This window comes from Thioalkalivibrio sp. ALM2T (assembly GCF_000381505.1).
Lineage (GTDB): Bacteria > Pseudomonadota > Gammaproteobacteria > Ectothiorhodospirales > Ectothiorhodospiraceae > Thioalkalivibrio > Thioalkalivibrio versutus.
This window is the reverse complement of sequence record NZ_KB906556.1, coordinates 61,798-78,261: the sequence shown is the minus strand read 5'-3', so window position 1 is coordinate 78,261 and position 16,464 is coordinate 61,798. Positions and strand designations below refer to the sequence as shown.

Here is a 16,464-nt window from a genome sequence, read left to right as displayed (position 1 = left end):
CACCCGAGGCCCGGTCACGCGCGGCCGTACACGTCCTCCAGGCGGACAATGTCATCTTCGCCGAGGTAGCTGCCGGACTGCACCTCGATCAATTCCAGCGGGAGCGCACCGGGGTTCTCCAGGCAGTGAACCTGGCCAATTGGGATGAAGGTCGATTCGTTCTCGGTGACCAGGTAGTTTTGCTCGCCATTGGTCACCCGCGCGGTGCCGCTGACGACTACCCAATGTTCGGCCCGATGATGATGCATCTGCAGGGAAAGACGCGCACCGGGGTTCACGGTGATGCGCTTGACCTGATAGCGCGCCCCGGTATCAATGGATTCGTAGCACCCCCAGGGACGATAAACCGCCGTGTGATTGACGTGCTCGCTGCGGTTGTCCGCTTTCAGGCGCTCCACGATGAGTTTGACGTCCTGGACACGGTCGCGGTCGGCAACCAGTACGGCGTCACGGGTGGCGACCACGGCCAGGTTGCGCAGGCCGATGCCGGCGACCAGCAAGCCGTCGGCATCCACCACGCAGCCCTCGCTATCTTCCAGCAGGCAGTCCCCGCGCAGGGTGTTGCCCTGCTCATCCATGCCACGCACGCCCGCCAGAGCGGACCACGAGCCGATGTCGCTCCAACCGGCGGCCAGCGGTGTGACGGCGGCGTGCTCGGTGCGCTCCATCACCGCGTAATCCACCGAGATATTCGGGGCCGCGGCGAAGGCCTCCGGGTCCACCCGCAGGAAGTCGAGGTCCTCGCGGGCGCCCTCCAGCGCGGCGCGGCAAGCCTCGACGATGCCCGGTTCGAAACGCTGCAACTCCTGCATGTACAGCGAGGCGCGGAACACGAACATGCCGCTGTTCCAGAGGTAATCGCCACTGTCAACGTACTCGCGCGCGGTGGCGGCATCCGGCTTCTCGACGAAACGCGCCACTCGCGCACCGGCATCCCCCAGGGACGCACCCTGCTGGATATAGCCATAACCGGTCTCCGCAGCAGTAGGCACGATCCCGAAGGTAACCAGGTGGCCCGCCTCCGCCAGCGTCATGGCTCGCGCCACGGCCGCCTGGAAGGCCTCGGGATCACCGATGTGGTGGTCCGCCGCCAAGATCAGCAACAACGGGTCGCGCCCTTCCGCCTGCGCCTGCAACGCCGCCAGAGCGATCGCCGGGGCGGTATTGCGCCCCTCCGGCTCCAGCACGATGCGGGCATGCTCCACACCGGCCGCCCGCAACTGCTCGGCCGCCAGGAAGCGATGCTCGACGTTGGCCAGCACCAGGGGCGCCGACGCGCCCAGGCCGTCCAGCCGCTCGGCCGTCTGCTGCAGCAACGTCTGCTCCCCGGTCAGGGGCAGGAACTGCTTGGGGTAGTGACTGCGCGATACCGGCCACAGGCGGGTGCCCGATCCGCCGGCCAGAATCACCGGCTGCAGTTCCGTCCGGCTTTGCATATGTTCCATCGGCCTTACCCCCGTATCAGGCGTGAAATCTCGTCCACGCGGCATTCCAGCAGGGCCGGATCGGCGCGGGTCTCTACATTCAACCGTAGCAGCGGCTCGGTATTGGAACTGCGCAGGTTGAAGCGCCAGTCCGCGAATTCCAGGCTGACGCCATCCGTATGATCCAGCCCCACGGCTTCCGACGCGTAGGCCTGCATCACCCGATCGGTGGCGGCGGCGGCGTCCTCGACCTCGAAGTTCAGCTCGCCGCTGCAGGGGAAGCGCGCCATACGCTCGGCCACCATCTCGCCCAACGCCTGGCCGCGTCGGCCCATGAGCTCGGCCACCCGCAACCAGGGCAACATCCCGGTATCGCAGTAGTAGAAGTCCCGGAAGTAGTGGTGAGCACTCATCTCGCCCCCGTAGATTCCATCCTCGTGGCGCAGCCGCTCCTTCATGAAGGCGTGTCCGGTCTTGGACTGGATGGGTTCGCCCCCGGCGGCACAAACCATCTCAATGGTGTTCCAGGTCAGGCGCGGGTCGTGGATGATGCGCTCCCCGGCGTGCCCCTCCAGGCACGCCTCGGCCAGCAGGCCCACGATGTAATACCCCTCGATGAAGTTGCCTTGGGCGTCGAACAGGAAGCAGCGATCAAAGTCGCCGTCCCAGGCCACGCCGAGATCGGCGCCGTGCTTGCGCACCGCCTCCGCGGTGGCCGCGCGGTTTTCCGGCAGCAATGGATTGGGAATGCCATTGGGGAAACGCCCATCCGGTTCGAAGTTGACGCGGATCAGCTCGAACGGGAGATGCGGCTCCAGGGCCTCCAGCACCGGCCCCGCCCCCCCGTTGCCGGGGTTCACGACCACCTTGAGTTTCGGCAAGGTATCGCGGTCGACCGAGGCCAGCAGCCGGGAGATGTAGTCCGCCCGATGATCCAGGTGCCGGACCTGCCCGTGGGGCATGGGCCGGAAGTCACCACGCTCGGCGCGAGCGCGAATCGCCTGCAGCCCGGAATCCCCGCTGATCGGGCGCGCGTCGCTGCGCACGAGCTTCAGACCGTTGTAGTCCAGCGGATTGTGGCTGGCCGTCACCATGATCCCGCCACCGGCCCCGTAGTGGGCGGTGGCGAAATACACCTCTTCGGTGCCACACATGCCAATATCGGCAACGTCACTCCCGCCCGCCGTAAGCCCTTCGGTGAGCGCCCGCGCCAGTTCCGGGCTGGAAAGGCGGATATCATGCCCGACGACCGTGCGTCCCGGCCGGATCTCCTCGGCGAAGGCGCGCCCGATCGCTCGCACCACATCCGGATTGAGCTGGTCCGGCACCCGGCCACGTATGTCGTAGGCCTTGAAACAGTCAATCTTCATGCACGCCCCTTACCGGCATCATTCGCTTCCCGCACCGGACAGAAATCCGTTGCGCATACCGTCATGATACATAGCCAAAGGGCTCCGCGAGGCCATACCAGCATCACTGGCGTGAGTGCCGTTACTTGACGCTCTACACGCATACCCCCGAGCATGGTGGGTTTATACAACGAGGAAAAGCCGATGAGTGAGCCGCAAGTGAAGACCGAGGAGAAGAAACAGCATTTCGACGATATCTACGTCGCCGAGACCCCAGTGCCGTTCAAGGAGCGCATCATCGACGCGCTCGACTACATCTCCGACGACTTCAACCGGCAAACCTTCGACCGGCTGATCCTGCCCTGGGCCGAGCAGCAGGCCGCCGCCGGCAAGACCCTGAACTACGTGGACCTGTGCTGCTGCTTTGGCAACACCACCATGGCCGCCATCCACAATATGGATGTCGAGGCGATCCGCGCCAACTGGGCCGATGAGCAGGCCTGCAAGACTGTCGTCGCCCCGCGCCGTCTGCCGATGAAGACCACCGGCATCGACATCTCGGGCAACGCGCTGGCCTATGGCAAGAGCGCCGGGCTGTTCGACGAAACCTTCGAGGCGGATCTGAACCAGCCTGCACCGGAGACTCAGGCCGCGATCGAAAAGGCCATGGCCGACGCGGACATCGTGATCTCCACCGCATCGCTGGTCTATCTGGACCCGCCGGCAATCGAGACGCTGATCCGCTCCTTCGCCGAGACCCCACGTGAGGGCTACATGCTGGTCAACTTCCTGAACCCCTTCGCCCTGGAAAAGGCCGACGCGACCAAGCGCCTGCTGCTGGAACACCTCGAATTCGTCGGTAGCACCGCCAGCCGCCATCGCCGCCTGTCGCCGCTGGAGCAGGAGAACTATCCGGGCGAAGACTGGGCCCTGCTGGAGATCTGGGTGCTGCGCCGCCGCGCGTAGTCCGGACGCTACCAATAGCGGGGCATGGCATCCCCGACAGGACACAGGACGGGCTGGCCCTTTTGGGGTCGGCCCGTTTTCGTTAGGGCCGCCGACGCACTACCGGAACCACGGCCTCAGAGCAAGACGACCCGGTTACGACCCGCCTCCTTGGCCTGATACATCGCCTCGTCCACGCGGCGGGCGAAGGTCTTGGGGGTATCGCCCTGGCGCATCTCGGTCACCCCGAAACTCGCCGTAACCGACACCGGGCACGCCGTTTCCATGGCCGCCACGGCCTTGCGCAGCTTTTCGGCCATAGCCTCGGCGCCCGCGCCAGGGGTCTCCGGCACGACGACCATGAACTCCTCCCCGCCCCAGCGCCCAAGGGCATCCGCCTCGCGCAGCGCGCCCTGCACCGTATCGGCCAGCCGCTTGAGGACGTCATCTCCAGTCTCGTGGCCGTAGTCGTCGTTGAAGTCCTTGAAATGGTCGATATCGAACATGATCAGGGAAAGGGGCCGTCCGTAGCGGCGGCTGCGCTCCATCTCCGCCTCCAGCGTGTTGCCCAGGCTCAGACGGTTGGCCAGCCCCGTCAGCCAGTCGGTATGCGCCAGGCGCCGGATCTCGTCCTCCATGCGCACTCGATCGGTCACATCCTTGCTGATCGACACGTAGTGCGTCACCCGGCCATGGGCATCGGTCACCGGACTGATGCTCTGCTCCATGTTCATCAGGGTACCGTCGCGGCGGCGGTTCACGAACTCGCCACGGAAGGCTTCGCCGCGCGCAAGTGTTTCCCACATTTCGCGATAAAACCCGGACTCCTGCTGACCGGACTGAAGGAACCGCGGATTCTTGCCTACCGCTTCATTCCGGCTGTATCCGGTCTGCTCCTCGAAGGCCGCGTTCACATAGGTGATCGTGCCTTCGGGATCGGTGATCAGCACGGGGTCCACCGACACCTCAAGCGCCGTCGACAATAGCCGCAGCTCGTCATCCCGCCGCCGCTCTTCGGTAATGTCCTTTTGCACCGAGACGAAGTGGGTGATGTCACGGTCGGTATCGCTGGCATATACGGGCGAGATGTGCCAGCGAACCTCGTACGAGGAGCCATCCTTGCGGTAGTTGACCGTTTCGCCCTCGAAATACTCGCCACTGACGAGGGCCCCGCGCAACTTGTCCAGAACGGCGCGCGAGGTTGCCGGGCCCTGAAGGATACGCGGGGTTTTCCCCAGGGCTTCCTCCCGCGAATACCCGGTCATACGCTCAAAACCCGCATTTACGTAAACGATCCGCGGACCGCCGTCCAGATCGGCGTCGGTAATGACGACCGAGTTGTACGATTGCTCGATAGCGGCATCCAGCAGTCGGAGTTTCTCGAACCCCTCGATGATCGACACGGACGCCATATCGGGCCTTCTGCAAAAAATGAACGCACGACACGGGGTCATGCGCGAGGTCACTGAAATCCGACCCGCTTGGGGCGGCGCGGTTCAGTCCATGTCCGCCATCTCGAGGATCGATCCGACAATGTCGCTGGTCGTCACGATCCCTTCCAGCTCGTTGCCCTTCAGCACCACCAGCCGCCGGATCCCCTGGCTCACCATCAGCCGCGCGACGTACTTCACATCCATCTCGGCGGGCACCGTGATCACCGGTTTCGTGCAGACATCATAGACATTCGAGAGGTCGATATCGCCCTCTTCCGCCACGATCGTCTTGAGGATGGTCGTATAGGTGATGATGCCGTAGGCATCGTGGGCGTGCTGCTTCTCCACCACCAGCGACTTGACGCCATGCTTGCGCATCAGCTGCATCGCCTCGCGCAGCGGTGCCAGGGGAGACACAGTGACGACATTGGGTCTTAGAATTTCGCTTACCAGCATGTTGCTCTCCGTCAGAGTTCTTCCTTGACCTGTTCCTGGAACTGCTCGATCTGCTTGCGCCCGATACCGGCGAGATGGGCCACATCCACCGTAAAGGCCACTCCCCGCGGGTCATTGGCCAGGTCCAGCTCCTTCGAGATGCACTTGAGCACGTCCAGGGCCACCTTCTTCTCCAGCACCCACAAGAGGACCGACTGACTGCCCTCGTAGGTCATGCCGAGAAACGTCCTGCGGGCCTCGGCGCCAATCCCGCGCGCATCCATGATGGTCACGCCACCCGCGCCCGCTTCCTTGGCCGTGGCAATCGCCTGTTCCTCCAGATCATCCGAGAGGACGGCCACCAGTGCAGAAAATCGCATTGCTCACTCCTCCTGCCGCTCGTCGCGAGCGGACCAGCGTTCGTAAAGATCCACGGCGATCGCGTAGAGCATCACCGTGACGATGGGAAATATCGACGCGAACGCGATCAGACCGAAGCCGTCGATCAGTACGTTGCGATCCTCCAGGTGCGTCGCCAGGCCGATCCCCAGGGCCGTCACCAGGGGCACAGTCACCTCGGAGGTGGTCACCCCGCCGAGATCGAAGGCCAGTGCCACGATCTGCTTGGGCGCCAGGATCGTGAGCACGATCACCAGCAGGTAGCCGCCCATGATGTAGTGGTGGATGGAGTCCCCCGCCAGAATGCGGTGCACTCCGATGGTGATGCCAATGGCCACGCCCAGCGCCACCAGGATGCGGATGACGTTGCCCCGCAATGAACCGCGAGCGGCCTCTTCGGCCTTCTGGCCAATCGCGATCAGCGCTGGTTCCGCCATGGTGGTCGCGAACCCGATGGAAAAGGCGAACAAATACACCCACACGAACAGTTCGTTGGTAATCAACTGCTCGGCCATGCTCTCGCCGATCGGGAACAGGCCCAGCTTCAGCCCTACGACGAAGGCATAAAGCCCCAGCACCACCAACACGAAACCGAACATCACCCGCGGCAGATACGGGATGCGCTTGCGCAGCACGAAATACTGGAACACCACGATCACCGCGATGATCGGTGCCACGTCACGCAACATCAGCAACAGGTCCATGCCCATCGCGGACAGCCAGTGCCGCTCGCCTGCGCCTGGCAGATCGGCTCCCGGATCCATGGCCGTTGTCTCGGCGCCGGTGGGAGCCGCGATCTCCGCTCCCGTGAACACGATGATCCCGTAGATTTGCACCGTGATCATCGGCACCATCACCGCCAGCGCCACCAGCCCGAAGCCGTCGCGCAGCGGGTTACGCCCGCTTATGGAGGCCGCCAGCCCCAGGCCCAGTGCCGCCACGAGCGGCACCGTCACGATGTTCGTGGTCACCCCGCCCGAGTCGTAAGCCAGGCCCACGATCTCCTCCGGGGCGAAGAAGGTCACCAGCACCACCAGCACATAGCCGGTCAGGATGTACCAATGCAACGGGTGGCCCATCACCGTACGCAGGATCCCGAGCGCCACCACGGCCCCTACCGAAAGCGCGACGATCAGCCGCAGCACCATGCCCTCGATACGGCCCTCGCTGATCACCTCCGCCTGCTCCGCCACCGCGATCAGTGCCGGCTCCGCGATCACCGTCGCAAACCCGAGCGTAAAGCCGAAAGCCATCAGCAACAGCAACGATCCACGCCGCGCCAGTGCGTTGGACAGGTTCTTGCCGATGGGGAAGATCCCCATCTCCAGCCCCTGCAGGAACAGCGCCACGCCGAACACCACGATGGCCAGGCCGACCACCATCGACAGCAGGCCATCCGGCACCGTGCGCAGCACCAGCGCCTGGAACACCGCCACCACGATCACGATCGGAGCGAGGTTGCGTGCCGCATGGCCCAGGGTGTGGAGAAAGTTCATGCGCTCCCTAACCGAGGCACGCCCCGGAATCAATCGCCGATGTTTCGGTCACAGTGTCCATGAAATCCTTGCAGATACCCTATCGTGCCGTGGTCATCGGCGCTACGGGCGGCCTCGGTGCCGCGTTTGTCGACCACCTGGAGAACGACCCGAACTGCGAACGCGTGGTCGGCCTCGGGCGCCAAAGCACCCCACCCGTGGACCTGCTCGACGAGGCCAGCATTGAGCAGGCCGCCGCCTGGCTGCGAGACCAGGCACCCGAGTGGGACTTGATCCTCGACGCCACCGGGATCCTGACCATCGACGGCCACGGGCCGGAGAAGCGCCTGCGCGATCTCGACCCGACGATCATGGCCCATGCCTTCGCCATCAACGCCATCGGCCCGGCATTACTGTTCAAGCACCTGGCACCCCTGCTCCCGCGGGGCCGCAAGGGCATCCTGGCCACCCTCTCGGCCCGGGTCGGGTCCATCGAGGACAACCACCTGGGCGGCTGGGTGAGTTATCGCGCCTCCAAGGCCGCGCTCAACCAGATCGTGCGTACCACGGCCCTGGAACTACGCTTCAGCCATCGCCATGCGCTGGTGATTGCGCTTCAGCCCGGCACCTGCGACACCCGTCTGTCGGAGCCGTACCGGTCACGCGCTCCGGAGGTCCTCAGTCCCGAATACGCAAGCGAACGTCTGCTCGGTGTCCTGGACCATCTGGAGGCCGACCAGTCCGGCAGCTTCCACGACTTCGAGGGCCAGCGCCTGCCTTTCTGAACGCTCACCCGCCACAACCATGATCTGCATCAACAACCGCTAATACCGATGGCGGGATAGTGCCTGCGAACATACACCGATTCGGAGACTCGACATGCAACGTTCCACCACCCTGCGCGCTCTGACCCTGGCCGGCCTGCTGGCCCCGGCCGCGCTGATCCCGGCCCACGCCATCGCCGCCAATGCCGACGTCTCCGCTGGCGACTGGCTGCTGCGAGGCGGCCTGACCCACATCGCGCCAAAGTCCGACAATGGTGACCTGATGAACGGCACACACAGCGTGGATGTCGGGTCGAGCACCCGCCCGTCCGGCAACATCACCTACATGATGACGGACAACCTCGGTCTGGAGCTCCTGGTCGCCATCCCGTTCAAGCATGACCTGAGCCTCAGTGGCGCCGACATCGGCAGCACGCGTCACCTGCCCCCGACCCTGAGCCTCCAGTACCACTTCAACACCGGCACGGGTGTGCGTCCTTACGTGGGTGCCGGCATCAATTACACCTATTTCTTTGATGAAGACACCTCCGACGTCCTCGATGCCGACATCGATCTCGATGACTCCTGGGGTGCCGCGGTGCAGGCCGGGATCGACTTCGCGGTCGACGAGAACTGGTTCGTGAACGCCGAGGTTCGCTGGATCGATATCGATACGGATGTCTCGCTGGGCGGGGACCACTTGGGCACGGTCAACATCGATCCCTGGACCTTCGGGATGAACGTCGGCTACCGCTTCTGAGGCTAGCCAAGACCGTCTGACGCCGGCCTAGCCGCCGACGTCTCCGACGAGGCCGAGGACCCGCGCAATGCGGTCCTCGGCCTCTTGCGTTTCCAGCCCGCGCGATTTCGGGGCACCCCACACGGGGCCGGGCCACGCCGGGTCCCCTTCGCAGCGTGCTACATGATGCAGGTGCAGCTGCTCCACGATATTGCCAAGCTTGGCCACGTTCAGCGCCTTCGGAGCGAAGACCTGCTCCATCGCCCGCGCTAGTGCACCGGACTCGCGAGCCAGCTGGATGGCATCCTCGGGGGCCAGTTGATGCAGTTCGCGCACATCGGCGCGACGCGGCACCAGGATGAACCAGGGATAGTCGTGGTGATCCATCAACCGTAGCCTCGACAGCGGCCACTCGGCCGCCGCCCAGGTATCGGCCTCGAGGCGTGGATCCAGCAGAAATTCATTCGTCATCATCAAACTCCTGCCATATTCCCGGCTGGGACCAGAGGCCGGTCTGCCATTCGCCGTTCGCGCCGGGCAACAGGTAGCTGTAGTGCGATCGATGCCGCAGTGCGGCCGCGGCCTCGCGCCGTGTATCCGCATCCGCCCCGCTGATCACAATCAACCGGGTATCCGGTACTGCCCAGGCCCGCGCTCCCGGACCGATCTCGCCTGCATTCGCCAGTGCGACCGAGTCGCTCGGCAAGTCATGCCGCTCCAGCCAGCCGGCCACGGAGGAATGCGAGCCCAGCACGATCCGCGTGCCTTCTGCGTCGTCCGCGGAGCCCGGCACTCGACCCAGCCAGGGGGCGACCTCGGAGGGGTCCGCATCGTCCAGCGCCACCACCCGGGCTTCCGGGTCCAATGCCCCCTGACGCAGGATGGCGGGCGACTCGTCCGCTGCCAGATGGCGGAACATTCGCCAGTCGGGGTCGATGGCAATGGCCAGGGGTCGGCTGGAGGTCTCCAGCGAAACCCCCTTCTCTGCCGCATTCAGCTCGACCCAATGCGTCTCGCGGCCGTTCTCGGTTTCCAGCTCCAGCGGCACATACAGCTCCCAAGGGGCCTGCTCGTAGCGTTGTTGCAGCCTGCCCTGTACTCGCCAACCGTCTCCCCGCGCCTCGCGGTGCAGTCCCGTCAGTCCCAGCGCAGGCGCGCCGGCACGCTCTACCCACTGGGAAAAGAAGGGCCGCAGGTCTTCATCCGTCGCTCCGTCGAACGCCCCGATCACGGCGTCCCAGTCCGCCTCGCGAAAGCGCCATTCGTCGTACAGGGCTCGCGCACCCGACAGCAGTGCCTCGCGCCCGATTCGATCCTCCAGCATTCGCCACAGCATCGCGCCGCGGTGATAGCCGGCGATGCGAGCCGCCCCGGAATTGCCGCCCCGGAAGCTCCCGTGCGCGCGATCTTCCCCGGCCGGTAAGGCCGCGTAATCGCGCAGCCACTGACCCCGTTCCTCCCGTCCTTCGCCGCGGTCGCGCTTGAACTGATAGTCGGCCATGTAGGTCGTCAGTCCTTCCGACCAGTTGCCTGCGGAATAATCCACGTACACCCCGGTTCCCCACCAGGCGTGCAGGACCTCGTGGCCCAGCGAGGTGTGCGGAATGAATGGCAGCGGAATCACCCGCTCCCCCAACAGCGTGAAGCCGGAGAACGCCAGCCCCACGGGCTGCGGACTCGCCGCGATCGTAAAGGTTGCAAACGGGTACGGGCCGATCTCGTCATTGAAGCGCTGCAGGTATTTGGCCGCATGCTCGCGATAGGTCTCCCCGAATCGCTGCTCGAGGCCGACCGGAAAAAAGGTGCGTACCTCGACATCTCCAACCCGCCGCTCGGCCGACTCCCAGGGGCCGGTAGCGACCGCCAGCGCTCGACCAGCGGGGTGCTCGAACGTGGCATGGTATTCGGCAACCCGACGCTCCTCGACCACGCGGGAGCCGGAAGCCACCCCGAGATGGCCGCCAAGGCTCTTCAATTCGATCCGCACAGCGTGGGGCTCGGCATCGGGACGGCGCGGATACCAGTCGGCCCCCGGCGGCAGATACCCGCCGTCCGGGCCCAGATAGCCGCTCCCCGGACGCGCCTCGGCGGGCAGCGGAAGTCGCGCGCCATAGCGAATCGCCAACGGCCCGTCAGCCGCGGCCGGCTCGCGCGCCAGTTCCAGCCAGCCATCCCCGCTGCGGTCGAACTCCACCGCCTGGCCGCCCAGGGTAACGGCATCCACGGCGATACCCGGATCGAGCCGAAACCGCCGCAGAGAGGCTGGATCGAACTGCCCCGGGTCCACCTCGAAACGCCCCTCCAGCCGTGACGTCCCAGGGTCCAGTTCAACCTCCAGGGTGATGCCCTCGAAGGTCTCGCTAGCCAGCGCAACGCCACCGGCCACCCACAAGACGACGCTGCACAGCAACACACCCAGGCGCATATGCGTCAGTCCTCGCGCGGGAAGCGCGCTACGCGTTCGAGCCGTTCGCCTTCACGCTCGATTTCCAGCGGCAGCCACGTCCCCGGTGGAGTTGCCTGCACCACCCGCTGCAAATCGCTTGTTGCTCGGATCGCCCGTTCGCCCGCCTGCAGTACCCGATCGCCGGCCTGTAGCCCGGCGGCCTCGCCGACCGAACCCTTTTGTACCCGGAGAATGCGAATACCTGGATCGCCATCGGACTCCAGATGGACTCCCAGCATCGATCCCGAACGTTCAAAACGCTCGTCGTGCGGGACACCGAAGATCGCATGCGCAAGCGCCGGATCGCTGTCCGCGCAATCGCCGGGTTCGCGCGGCAGTAACACTGCGGCCTCGATGACGCCCAGATCCACCAGTTGATGAGGCACCCCATACCCGTATTCCAGGTGGCCGGACCCGATGATCGCGACCACCAGTGGCGGGGTCTCGCCACCCGCCTCGATCCGCGCCGCAATCCCGCCAGCCATCATCCGATCCCACGCCAACTGCGTCGCGATAAACCGTTCCGAATCGGGCCCCATGCCAGCCGGATGACGCTCCAGCACCGCCTCCAGATAGTCACGGTAGCCCTGGCTCGCCGCGGCCGGGGCCGACACCCCGTCGCGCGTATCGGCATCCACGGTATCCCAGCCCTCGTGACCAAGACGCTGGATATACTCCCGCTCCAGGTTCAGCGCCAGCAGCGGCACGTCGTGGACGCGGGCAAAGTGCAGGATCGGCCAGTACAACTCCGGGTCGAAACCCCAGTGCTCGTACCAACCGCTCTTCTCCAGGAATGCCTCCGGGTCCAGCTCGCCCGCGACCCAGGCATCCAGCACCGGCTGCCTGGAGCGGGGCAGCATCTCCAGCCCGATCACCATGTCCGGACGCTGCCCATGCAGCGCAGAAAGCGTGCCCAGTTGCCAGCGATGATGATCCATCCGGTCGTGGCGCTCACCCAGCAACACCGCCTCGCGGGTGGCAAGTTCGCCATACAGCTCGGCGGCATTCAGGGGCTCGCCCGCCGGCGTGGACCAAGCCCCGGGAGCTGGACAATCGCCGTCCGCCTGCACGGTACCCGCCATCAACGTCGCCAGCAGGCCAACAGCACCCGCCCATGTCCCAACCCGAAAACCTTCCTGCATGCATCACTCCTCGTCTCGAACGCCATATGCGGACACCGCTTTTCCGGCGAGCATCTTCCCGCGAATCTGCTTGCAAATGCCCCAGCGGGCGAACTACCCAGAAGACCCCACCGAGCCCCAGGCGTTCCCCCGCAGCGCCTGCTCGGTTAGCCTGCGGGGATGAGCATTCTCACGCAAAGTCCGCGCTGGCTAGACCAGGCCATTGGCGTCCTGCGATCCCTGATCATCTATCGCCGCCCCGGACGCCAGCGCGGACTACAGCATATGTATGCCCCGTTTATTCAGTCAGGGGATCTGGTGTTCGACATCGGAGCCCATGTCGGCGACCGCACCCGCGCCTTCGCCGATCTTGGCGCGCGTGTGGTCGCCCTGGAACCGCAACCGCAGCTCCTGCCCTGGCTGCGCCGCGCGGTACGAGGACGCCCGGGCATCTCGATTCGGCGCGAGGTGGCCGGGCCACGCCCGGGTACCGCACAGCTGCAGGTCAGCCGACGTCATCCGACCGTCTCCTCCGCCTCGCGTTCCTGGGTGCGATCACTGCGCACCCGCAACCGCAGCTTTGAACACGTACGCTGGGACGAAGAGATCGCGGTGCCCATGGTCACCCTCGACCAGCTCATCGCCGAATACGGGCTTCCAGCCTTCTGCAAGATCGATGTGGAGGGCATGGAGGCCGAGGTTCTGCGCGGCCTGAGCCACCCCATCGCCGCCCTGTCCTTCGAGTTCGTGGCCGGCGCGCTGGATGTCACCCGCGACTGCCTCGACCAGCTGGCGGAACTGGGCACGTACGAATACAACCTGATCCGCGGCGAACGCCGCCAGTATCAATTCGCCGACTGGCAATCCGCCGCAGCGATCCTTGCCTGGCTGGAGCGACACGGCGAAAACCTGGGTTCGGGCGACCTGTATGCCCGCCGACACGATGCTTGATGGGGTCACCTTGACGGAACTAGTGCGAGCGGCAAGGCTGAACCTATGAACGCCGACAACCTCCCCTGGTGGCAACACCACACGAGCGACGGGATCGCCGCGCTCGCCGCGCGCGATCCCGTCGCGATCCTGCCCCTGTCGGCCATCGAACAACACGGCCCCCACCTGCCGCTGGATACCGACTACCGCATCGGGCTGGGCCTGCTGCAGGCCGCCTGCGAGACCCTACCGGAGGACCTTCCGCTCGCGGTCCTGCCGCCGGTGGCGATCGCCACCAGTACCGAACATACCGGATTCCCGGGCACCCTGAGCCTGCAGCCCGAAACCGCATTGGCCACCCTGCGCGACATCGGCGACAGCGTGTCCCGCAGCGGCCTGCGGCGCCTGCTGCTCGTCAACAGTCATGGCGGCAATACCGCGATCTGCGACCTCGCTGCCCTGGAGTTGCGCCGGGCCCACGGCATGCTTGTGGTCAAGCATCACTATTTCACCCAGCCCCCGCCAGACGCGCCCCGCATCGCGCCCAACGAGCTTCGCCACGGCCTGCACGGCGGCTTGATCGAGACCGCGATGATGCAGTTCCTCGCTCCGGACCACGTGCGCATGGAAGCGGCCCTGGACGCGCCTTCACTGGGCGCGGAGCTCGCAGAAAAGCTGGAAGTGCTGGAACCCGAAGGGCGCGCCGCCTTCGCCTGGATGGCGGGCGACCTCCACCCGTCCGGCGTGGTCGGGGATGCCCGCGGCGCAACTGCCGAGTTGGGACAGCAATTGGTGGAGCACTACGCTCGCACCCTGGCCGCGACGATCCGCGACGCCGCGCGGTTCGACCTGACGCAACTCGCGCCCTGAGAGGGAGCGAGTTGCGTCAGCCGCGCTCGGCCTCCGAGGCCAGCAGCTCCTGGAGCCAGTGGCCGCCACGGTCGGCCTTGGTGCTGAGGTAGCGCAGGTTGTGCGGATTCAGCTTGCCATGCACCGGCTCACGTGCCACCACGTCGATGCCACCGGCGCGCAAGGCATCCATTTTTCCGGGGTTGTTGGTCAATAGCCGCACGCTGTCGATGCCGAGGAACTCGAGCATCTCCACGGCCGCGTCGTAGCGCCGGCCATCGGCCTCGAAACCCAGCTGGCAATCGGAATCGATGGTATCCAGTCCGGCAGTCTGCATGGTATAGGCGCGCAACTTGTTGGCCAGTCCAATACCACGCCCCTCCTGCGCCAGATACAACAGGACGCCGCCGCCCGAGTCATTGATGGTCTTCACGCCCAGGCGCAGCTGATCACCGCAGTCGCAGCGGAGGCTGCCGAACAGGTCCCCGGTCAGACAGGCAGAGTGCAGCCGGACCGGTACCGCATCCGGCCAGTCGCGGGGCTCCCCTATCAGCACCGCGACGTGCTCCAGGATCCCGTTGCCCTCGCGGAACAGCATGAACCGGGTCACCGGCGCGTCCGCCAGCGGCACCGGGGCCTCGCTGACATAGGCCAGTTCCAGGCGCGGGTGCTTGGCCACCGCGCGCGCCTCCTGCTCGTCGACGTCCAGAAACATGCCATCCGCCAGCGCCGCGCGAATGGCCTCCGGAACCGGCTCGGGGACCGGCGCGGCCACCACCGCCGGCAACAGACGCCCCGCACGCACAAGCTCCAGGGCCGCGACCTCTGCGGGAAGCGCACGAACCACCGTGGGCTGCCCAATCGCGGCGTACGGATGAGTAGTCTCGTTGGAGGCCTCGGGCGCGCTGGCCAGAGTAAACAAGGCCTCGGGATCGGTATTCGGAGCGAATTCCAGGGCCACACCTTCCCAGCCTTCCTGCAGCGGCTGGGACCAGCCCATTGCAGAGGCGCGGTGCGCGGTTAGAATCAGGCGAGGCGCGGACCCGGTCATGTGGGTCAGGCGATCCAGCAACACAGGGGTCAGCCCCTCGACGGCCGCAACGAGTACACTCGACTGCGAACCACTCACCAGGACCGGATGGCCCCGGCGAAGATCAAAGATCCCGCGATCGGCGTTGTGCATCGGGTGCTTCCATACGGAGTTTTGTTTATGACCAGCCCGCAAACCGCGAATTCCCCGGATGCGGCTCCCGGCTCGGCCAGGCAGGTCGAAGACGGCGTTAGCCTACCCCAACTCGCTACTTGCGGTCCCGTAACCCCGAGGATTGCGGCATGACGGCCTATCCGGTAACCGAGGAGCAGGCCTGGCGCTGGCTGCTGGCGCAGCGGGCCGATCCCGGGTGCTGCCCCCTGCCCGGCCCCCTGGCACCGGGTGCCCACGAGTTGCTGGATCTCTACGGCCCGATCGTCGAGGCCCCCAGCATCACCGTGGCCCAGCTCGGCCAGAGCCTGGACGGGCGCATTGCCACCGCGAGCGGCAAGTCGCACTACGTCACCGGCCCCGAGGACATCGAGCGCCTGCATCGCCTGCGGGCCCTGGTCGATGCCGTGATCGTCGGCGCCGGCACGGTCGTGGCCGACGATCCCCGCCTGACCGTGCGCAAGACCGAGGGCCCCAACCCGGTCCGCGTGATCCTGGACCCCGATGGCCGCATTCCCGCTGATGCCCATGTCTTTCGCAATGCCGAGGTCCGGACCATAGTCCTGCACGCGGCCGGGTATGGACCCTGCGGCCTGCCCGAGCATGTCGAATGCCTGGAGATGCCCACCGGGGCCGACGACCGCTTCGACCCCGCCAGGATCCGCGGCCTACTCGCAGAGGTGGGCCTGCATCGCCTGCTGGTCGAAGGCGGCGGCCAGACGGTCTCGCGCTTTCTCGAGGCCGACACCCTGGACCGGCTGCACCTAACCATTGCGCCCATGCTGATCGGCTCCGGGCGTCCGGGTGTGACCCTGCCGGAGATCGATTCGCTGGATCAGGCGTTACGCCCACCCTGCCGCATCTTCCGTCTCGGCGGCGACACCCTGTTCGACCTGGACCTGCGCAGCAAGCCCTGACCCGACCCAGATTCGTTCGCCGCCATCGCGTCACGCG

The 16,464-nt window shown here is 65.8% G+C and carries 16 protein-coding genes; 6 read left to right on the top strand and 10 right to left on the bottom strand.

Annotated elements, in window-relative coordinates:
* Window positions 1–14: 14 nt before the first annotated feature.
* Together F816_RS0100335 and F816_RS0100330 are read right to left on the bottom strand one after the other, a co-directional pair.
* The gene (locus F816_RS0100335; protein ID WP_019593047.1) at window positions 15–1,445 is read right to left on the bottom strand and encodes a mannose-1-phosphate guanylyltransferase/mannose-6-phosphate isomerase; all 1,431 of its coding nucleotides are present in this window, start codon (window positions 1,443–1,445) and stop codon (window positions 15–17) included.
* 5 nt (window positions 1,446–1,450) lie between these two features.
* Window positions 1,451–2,794, bottom strand: coding sequence for a phosphomannomutase/phosphoglucomutase (locus F816_RS0100330; protein ID WP_019593046.1), 1,344 nt, complete (start codon window positions 2,792–2,794; stop codon window positions 1,451–1,453).
* A gap of 183 nt (window positions 2,795–2,977) precedes the next feature.
* On the opposite strand from F816_RS0100330, the gene F816_RS0100325 reads away from it, so the two are divergent.
* Window positions 2,978–3,739, top strand: a complete 762-nt coding sequence (locus F816_RS0100325; protein WP_019593045.1) for a class I SAM-dependent methyltransferase — start codon at window positions 2,978–2,980, stop codon at window positions 3,737–3,739.
* 116 nt (window positions 3,740–3,855) lie between these two features.
* Here F816_RS0100325 and F816_RS0100320 read toward each other — a convergent pair whose 3' ends face one another.
* The 4 genes from F816_RS0100320 to F816_RS0100305 all read right to left on the bottom strand — a co-directional run bounded on the left by F816_RS0100320 (window position 3,856) and on the right by F816_RS0100305 (window position 7,481).
* Complete coding sequence (locus F816_RS0100320; RefSeq protein WP_019593044.1) at window positions 3,856–5,130, bottom strand: diguanylate cyclase; 1,275 nt, start codon at window positions 5,128–5,130, stop codon at window positions 3,856–3,858.
* An 84-nt stretch (window positions 5,131–5,214) separates the two neighbouring features.
* The gene (locus F816_RS0100315) at window positions 5,215–5,607 is read right to left on the bottom strand and encodes a CBS domain-containing protein (RefSeq protein WP_018145798.1); all 393 of its coding nucleotides are present in this window, start codon (window positions 5,605–5,607) and stop codon (window positions 5,215–5,217) included.
* A gap of 11 nt (window positions 5,608–5,618) precedes the next feature.
* Window positions 5,619–5,966: a hypothetical protein gene (locus F816_RS0100310; RefSeq protein WP_018169657.1), complete on the bottom strand. Its 348-nt coding sequence runs from the start codon at window positions 5,964–5,966 to the stop codon at window positions 5,619–5,621.
* A 3-nt stretch (window positions 5,967–5,969) separates the two neighbouring features.
* Complete coding sequence (locus F816_RS0100305) at window positions 5,970–7,481, bottom strand: DUF1538 domain-containing protein (protein WP_019593043.1); 1,512 nt, start codon at window positions 7,479–7,481, stop codon at window positions 5,970–5,972.
* A gap of 59 nt (window positions 7,482–7,540) precedes the next feature.
* On the opposite strand from F816_RS0100305, the gene F816_RS0100300 reads away from it, so the two are divergent.
* Both F816_RS0100300 and F816_RS0100295 read left to right on the top strand, forming a co-directional pair.
* The gene (locus F816_RS0100300; protein WP_019593042.1) at window positions 7,541–8,245 is read left to right on the top strand and encodes an SDR family NAD(P)-dependent oxidoreductase; all 705 of its coding nucleotides are present in this window, start codon (window positions 7,541–7,543) and stop codon (window positions 8,243–8,245) included.
* 94 nt (window positions 8,246–8,339) lie between these two features.
* Window positions 8,340–8,984: an OmpW family protein gene (locus F816_RS0100295; RefSeq protein ID WP_019593041.1), complete on the top strand. Its 645-nt coding sequence runs from the start codon at window positions 8,340–8,342 to the stop codon at window positions 8,982–8,984.
* Window positions 8,985–9,011: 27 nt separating this feature from the next.
* Here the strand turns inward: F816_RS0100295 and F816_RS0100290 are convergent, their stop codons facing one another.
* From F816_RS0100290 to F816_RS0100280, 3 genes are read right to left on the bottom strand one after another with little or no spacing between them, the layout of a single operon-like run.
* Window positions 9,012–9,434 (bottom strand): HIT domain-containing protein, encoded by a 423-nt coding sequence (locus F816_RS0100290; RefSeq protein WP_019593040.1) that lies wholly within the window; start codon window positions 9,432–9,434, stop codon window positions 9,012–9,014.
* Window positions 9,424–11,388 (bottom strand): M1 family metallopeptidase, encoded by a 1,965-nt coding sequence (locus F816_RS0100285; RefSeq protein ID WP_019593039.1) that lies wholly within the window; start codon window positions 11,386–11,388, stop codon window positions 9,424–9,426. The genes F816_RS0100290 and F816_RS0100285 overlap by 11 nt, the downstream gene beginning before the upstream one ends.
* A 5-nt stretch (window positions 11,389–11,393) precedes the next feature.
* Complete coding sequence (locus tag F816_RS0100280) at window positions 11,394–12,551, bottom strand: ChaN family lipoprotein (protein WP_019593038.1); 1,158 nt, start codon at window positions 12,549–12,551, stop codon at window positions 11,394–11,396.
* A 159-nt stretch (window positions 12,552–12,710) separates the two neighbouring features.
* Here F816_RS0100280 and F816_RS0100275 point away from each other — a divergent pair, with 159 nt between their 5' ends.
* Window positions 12,711–13,481 carry an FkbM family methyltransferase gene (locus F816_RS0100275; protein WP_019593037.1) on the top strand — a complete coding sequence of 257 codons (771 nt, stop codon included), beginning with the start codon at window positions 12,711–12,713 and terminating at the stop codon, window positions 13,479–13,481.
* Window positions 13,482–13,526: 45 nt separating this feature from the next.
* Window positions 13,527–14,330, top strand: coding sequence for a creatininase family protein (locus F816_RS0100270; protein WP_019593036.1), 804 nt, complete (start codon window positions 13,527–13,529; stop codon window positions 14,328–14,330).
* Window positions 14,331–14,346: 16 nt separating this feature from the next.
* Here the strand turns inward: F816_RS0100270 and ribA are convergent, their stop codons facing one another.
* On the bottom strand, window positions 14,347–15,492 hold the full coding sequence (gene ribA / locus F816_RS0100265) for a GTP cyclohydrolase II RibA (protein ID WP_018145808.1): 1,146 nt from the start codon (window positions 15,490–15,492) through the stop codon (window positions 14,347–14,349).
* A 149-nt stretch (window positions 15,493–15,641) separates the two neighbouring features.
* Here ribA and F816_RS0100260 point away from each other — a divergent pair, with 149 nt between their 5' ends.
* Entirely contained in the window at window positions 15,642–16,427 is a 786-nt protein-coding gene (locus F816_RS0100260; RefSeq protein ID WP_019593035.1) for a RibD family protein, read from the top strand.
* Window positions 16,428–16,464 lie beyond the last annotated feature (37 nt).

Coding starts and splice junctions, on each gene's coding strand:
- F816_RS0100335 (WP_019593047.1), bottom strand. CDS start 1,445: ATGGAACATATGCAAAGCCGGACGGAACTGCAGCCGGTGATTCTGGCC.
- F816_RS0100330 (WP_019593046.1), bottom strand. CDS start 2,794: ATGAAGATTGACTGTTTCAAGGCCTACGACATACGTGGCCGGGTGCCG.
- F816_RS0100325 (WP_019593045.1), top strand. CDS start 2,978: ATGAGTGAGCCGCAAGTGAAGACCGAGGAGAAGAAACAGCATTTCGAC.
- F816_RS0100320 (WP_019593044.1), bottom strand. CDS start 5,130: ATGGCGTCCGTGTCGATCATCGAGGGGTTCGAGAAACTCCGACTGCTG.
- F816_RS0100315 (WP_018145798.1), bottom strand. CDS start 5,607: ATGCTGGTAAGCGAAATTCTAAGACCCAATGTCGTCACTGTGTCTCCC.
- F816_RS0100310 (WP_018169657.1), bottom strand. CDS start 5,966: ATGCGATTTTCTGCACTGGTGGCCGTCCTCTCGGATGATCTGGAGGAA.
- F816_RS0100305 (WP_019593043.1), bottom strand. CDS start 7,481: ATGAACTTTCTCCACACCCTGGGCCATGCGGCACGCAACCTCGCTCCG.
- F816_RS0100300 (WP_019593042.1), top strand. CDS start 7,541: ATGAAATCCTTGCAGATACCCTATCGTGCCGTGGTCATCGGCGCTACG.
- F816_RS0100295 (WP_019593041.1), top strand. CDS start 8,340: ATGCAACGTTCCACCACCCTGCGCGCTCTGACCCTGGCCGGCCTGCTG.
- F816_RS0100290 (WP_019593040.1), bottom strand. CDS start 9,434: ATGACGAATGAATTTCTGCTGGATCCACGCCTCGAGGCCGATACCTGG.
- F816_RS0100285 (WP_019593039.1), bottom strand. CDS start 11,388: ATGCGCCTGGGTGTGTTGCTGTGCAGCGTCGTCTTGTGGGTGGCCGGT.
- F816_RS0100280 (WP_019593038.1), bottom strand. CDS start 12,551: ATGCAGGAAGGTTTTCGGGTTGGGACATGGGCGGGTGCTGTTGGCCTG.
- F816_RS0100275 (WP_019593037.1), top strand. CDS start 12,711: ATGAGCATTCTCACGCAAAGTCCGCGCTGGCTAGACCAGGCCATTGGC.
- F816_RS0100270 (WP_019593036.1), top strand. CDS start 13,527: ATGAACGCCGACAACCTCCCCTGGTGGCAACACCACACGAGCGACGGG.
- ribA (WP_018145808.1), bottom strand. CDS start 15,492: ATGCACAACGCCGATCGCGGGATCTTTGATCTTCGCCGGGGCCATCCG.
- F816_RS0100260 (WP_019593035.1), top strand. CDS start 15,642: ATGACGGCCTATCCGGTAACCGAGGAGCAGGCCTGGCGCTGGCTGCTG.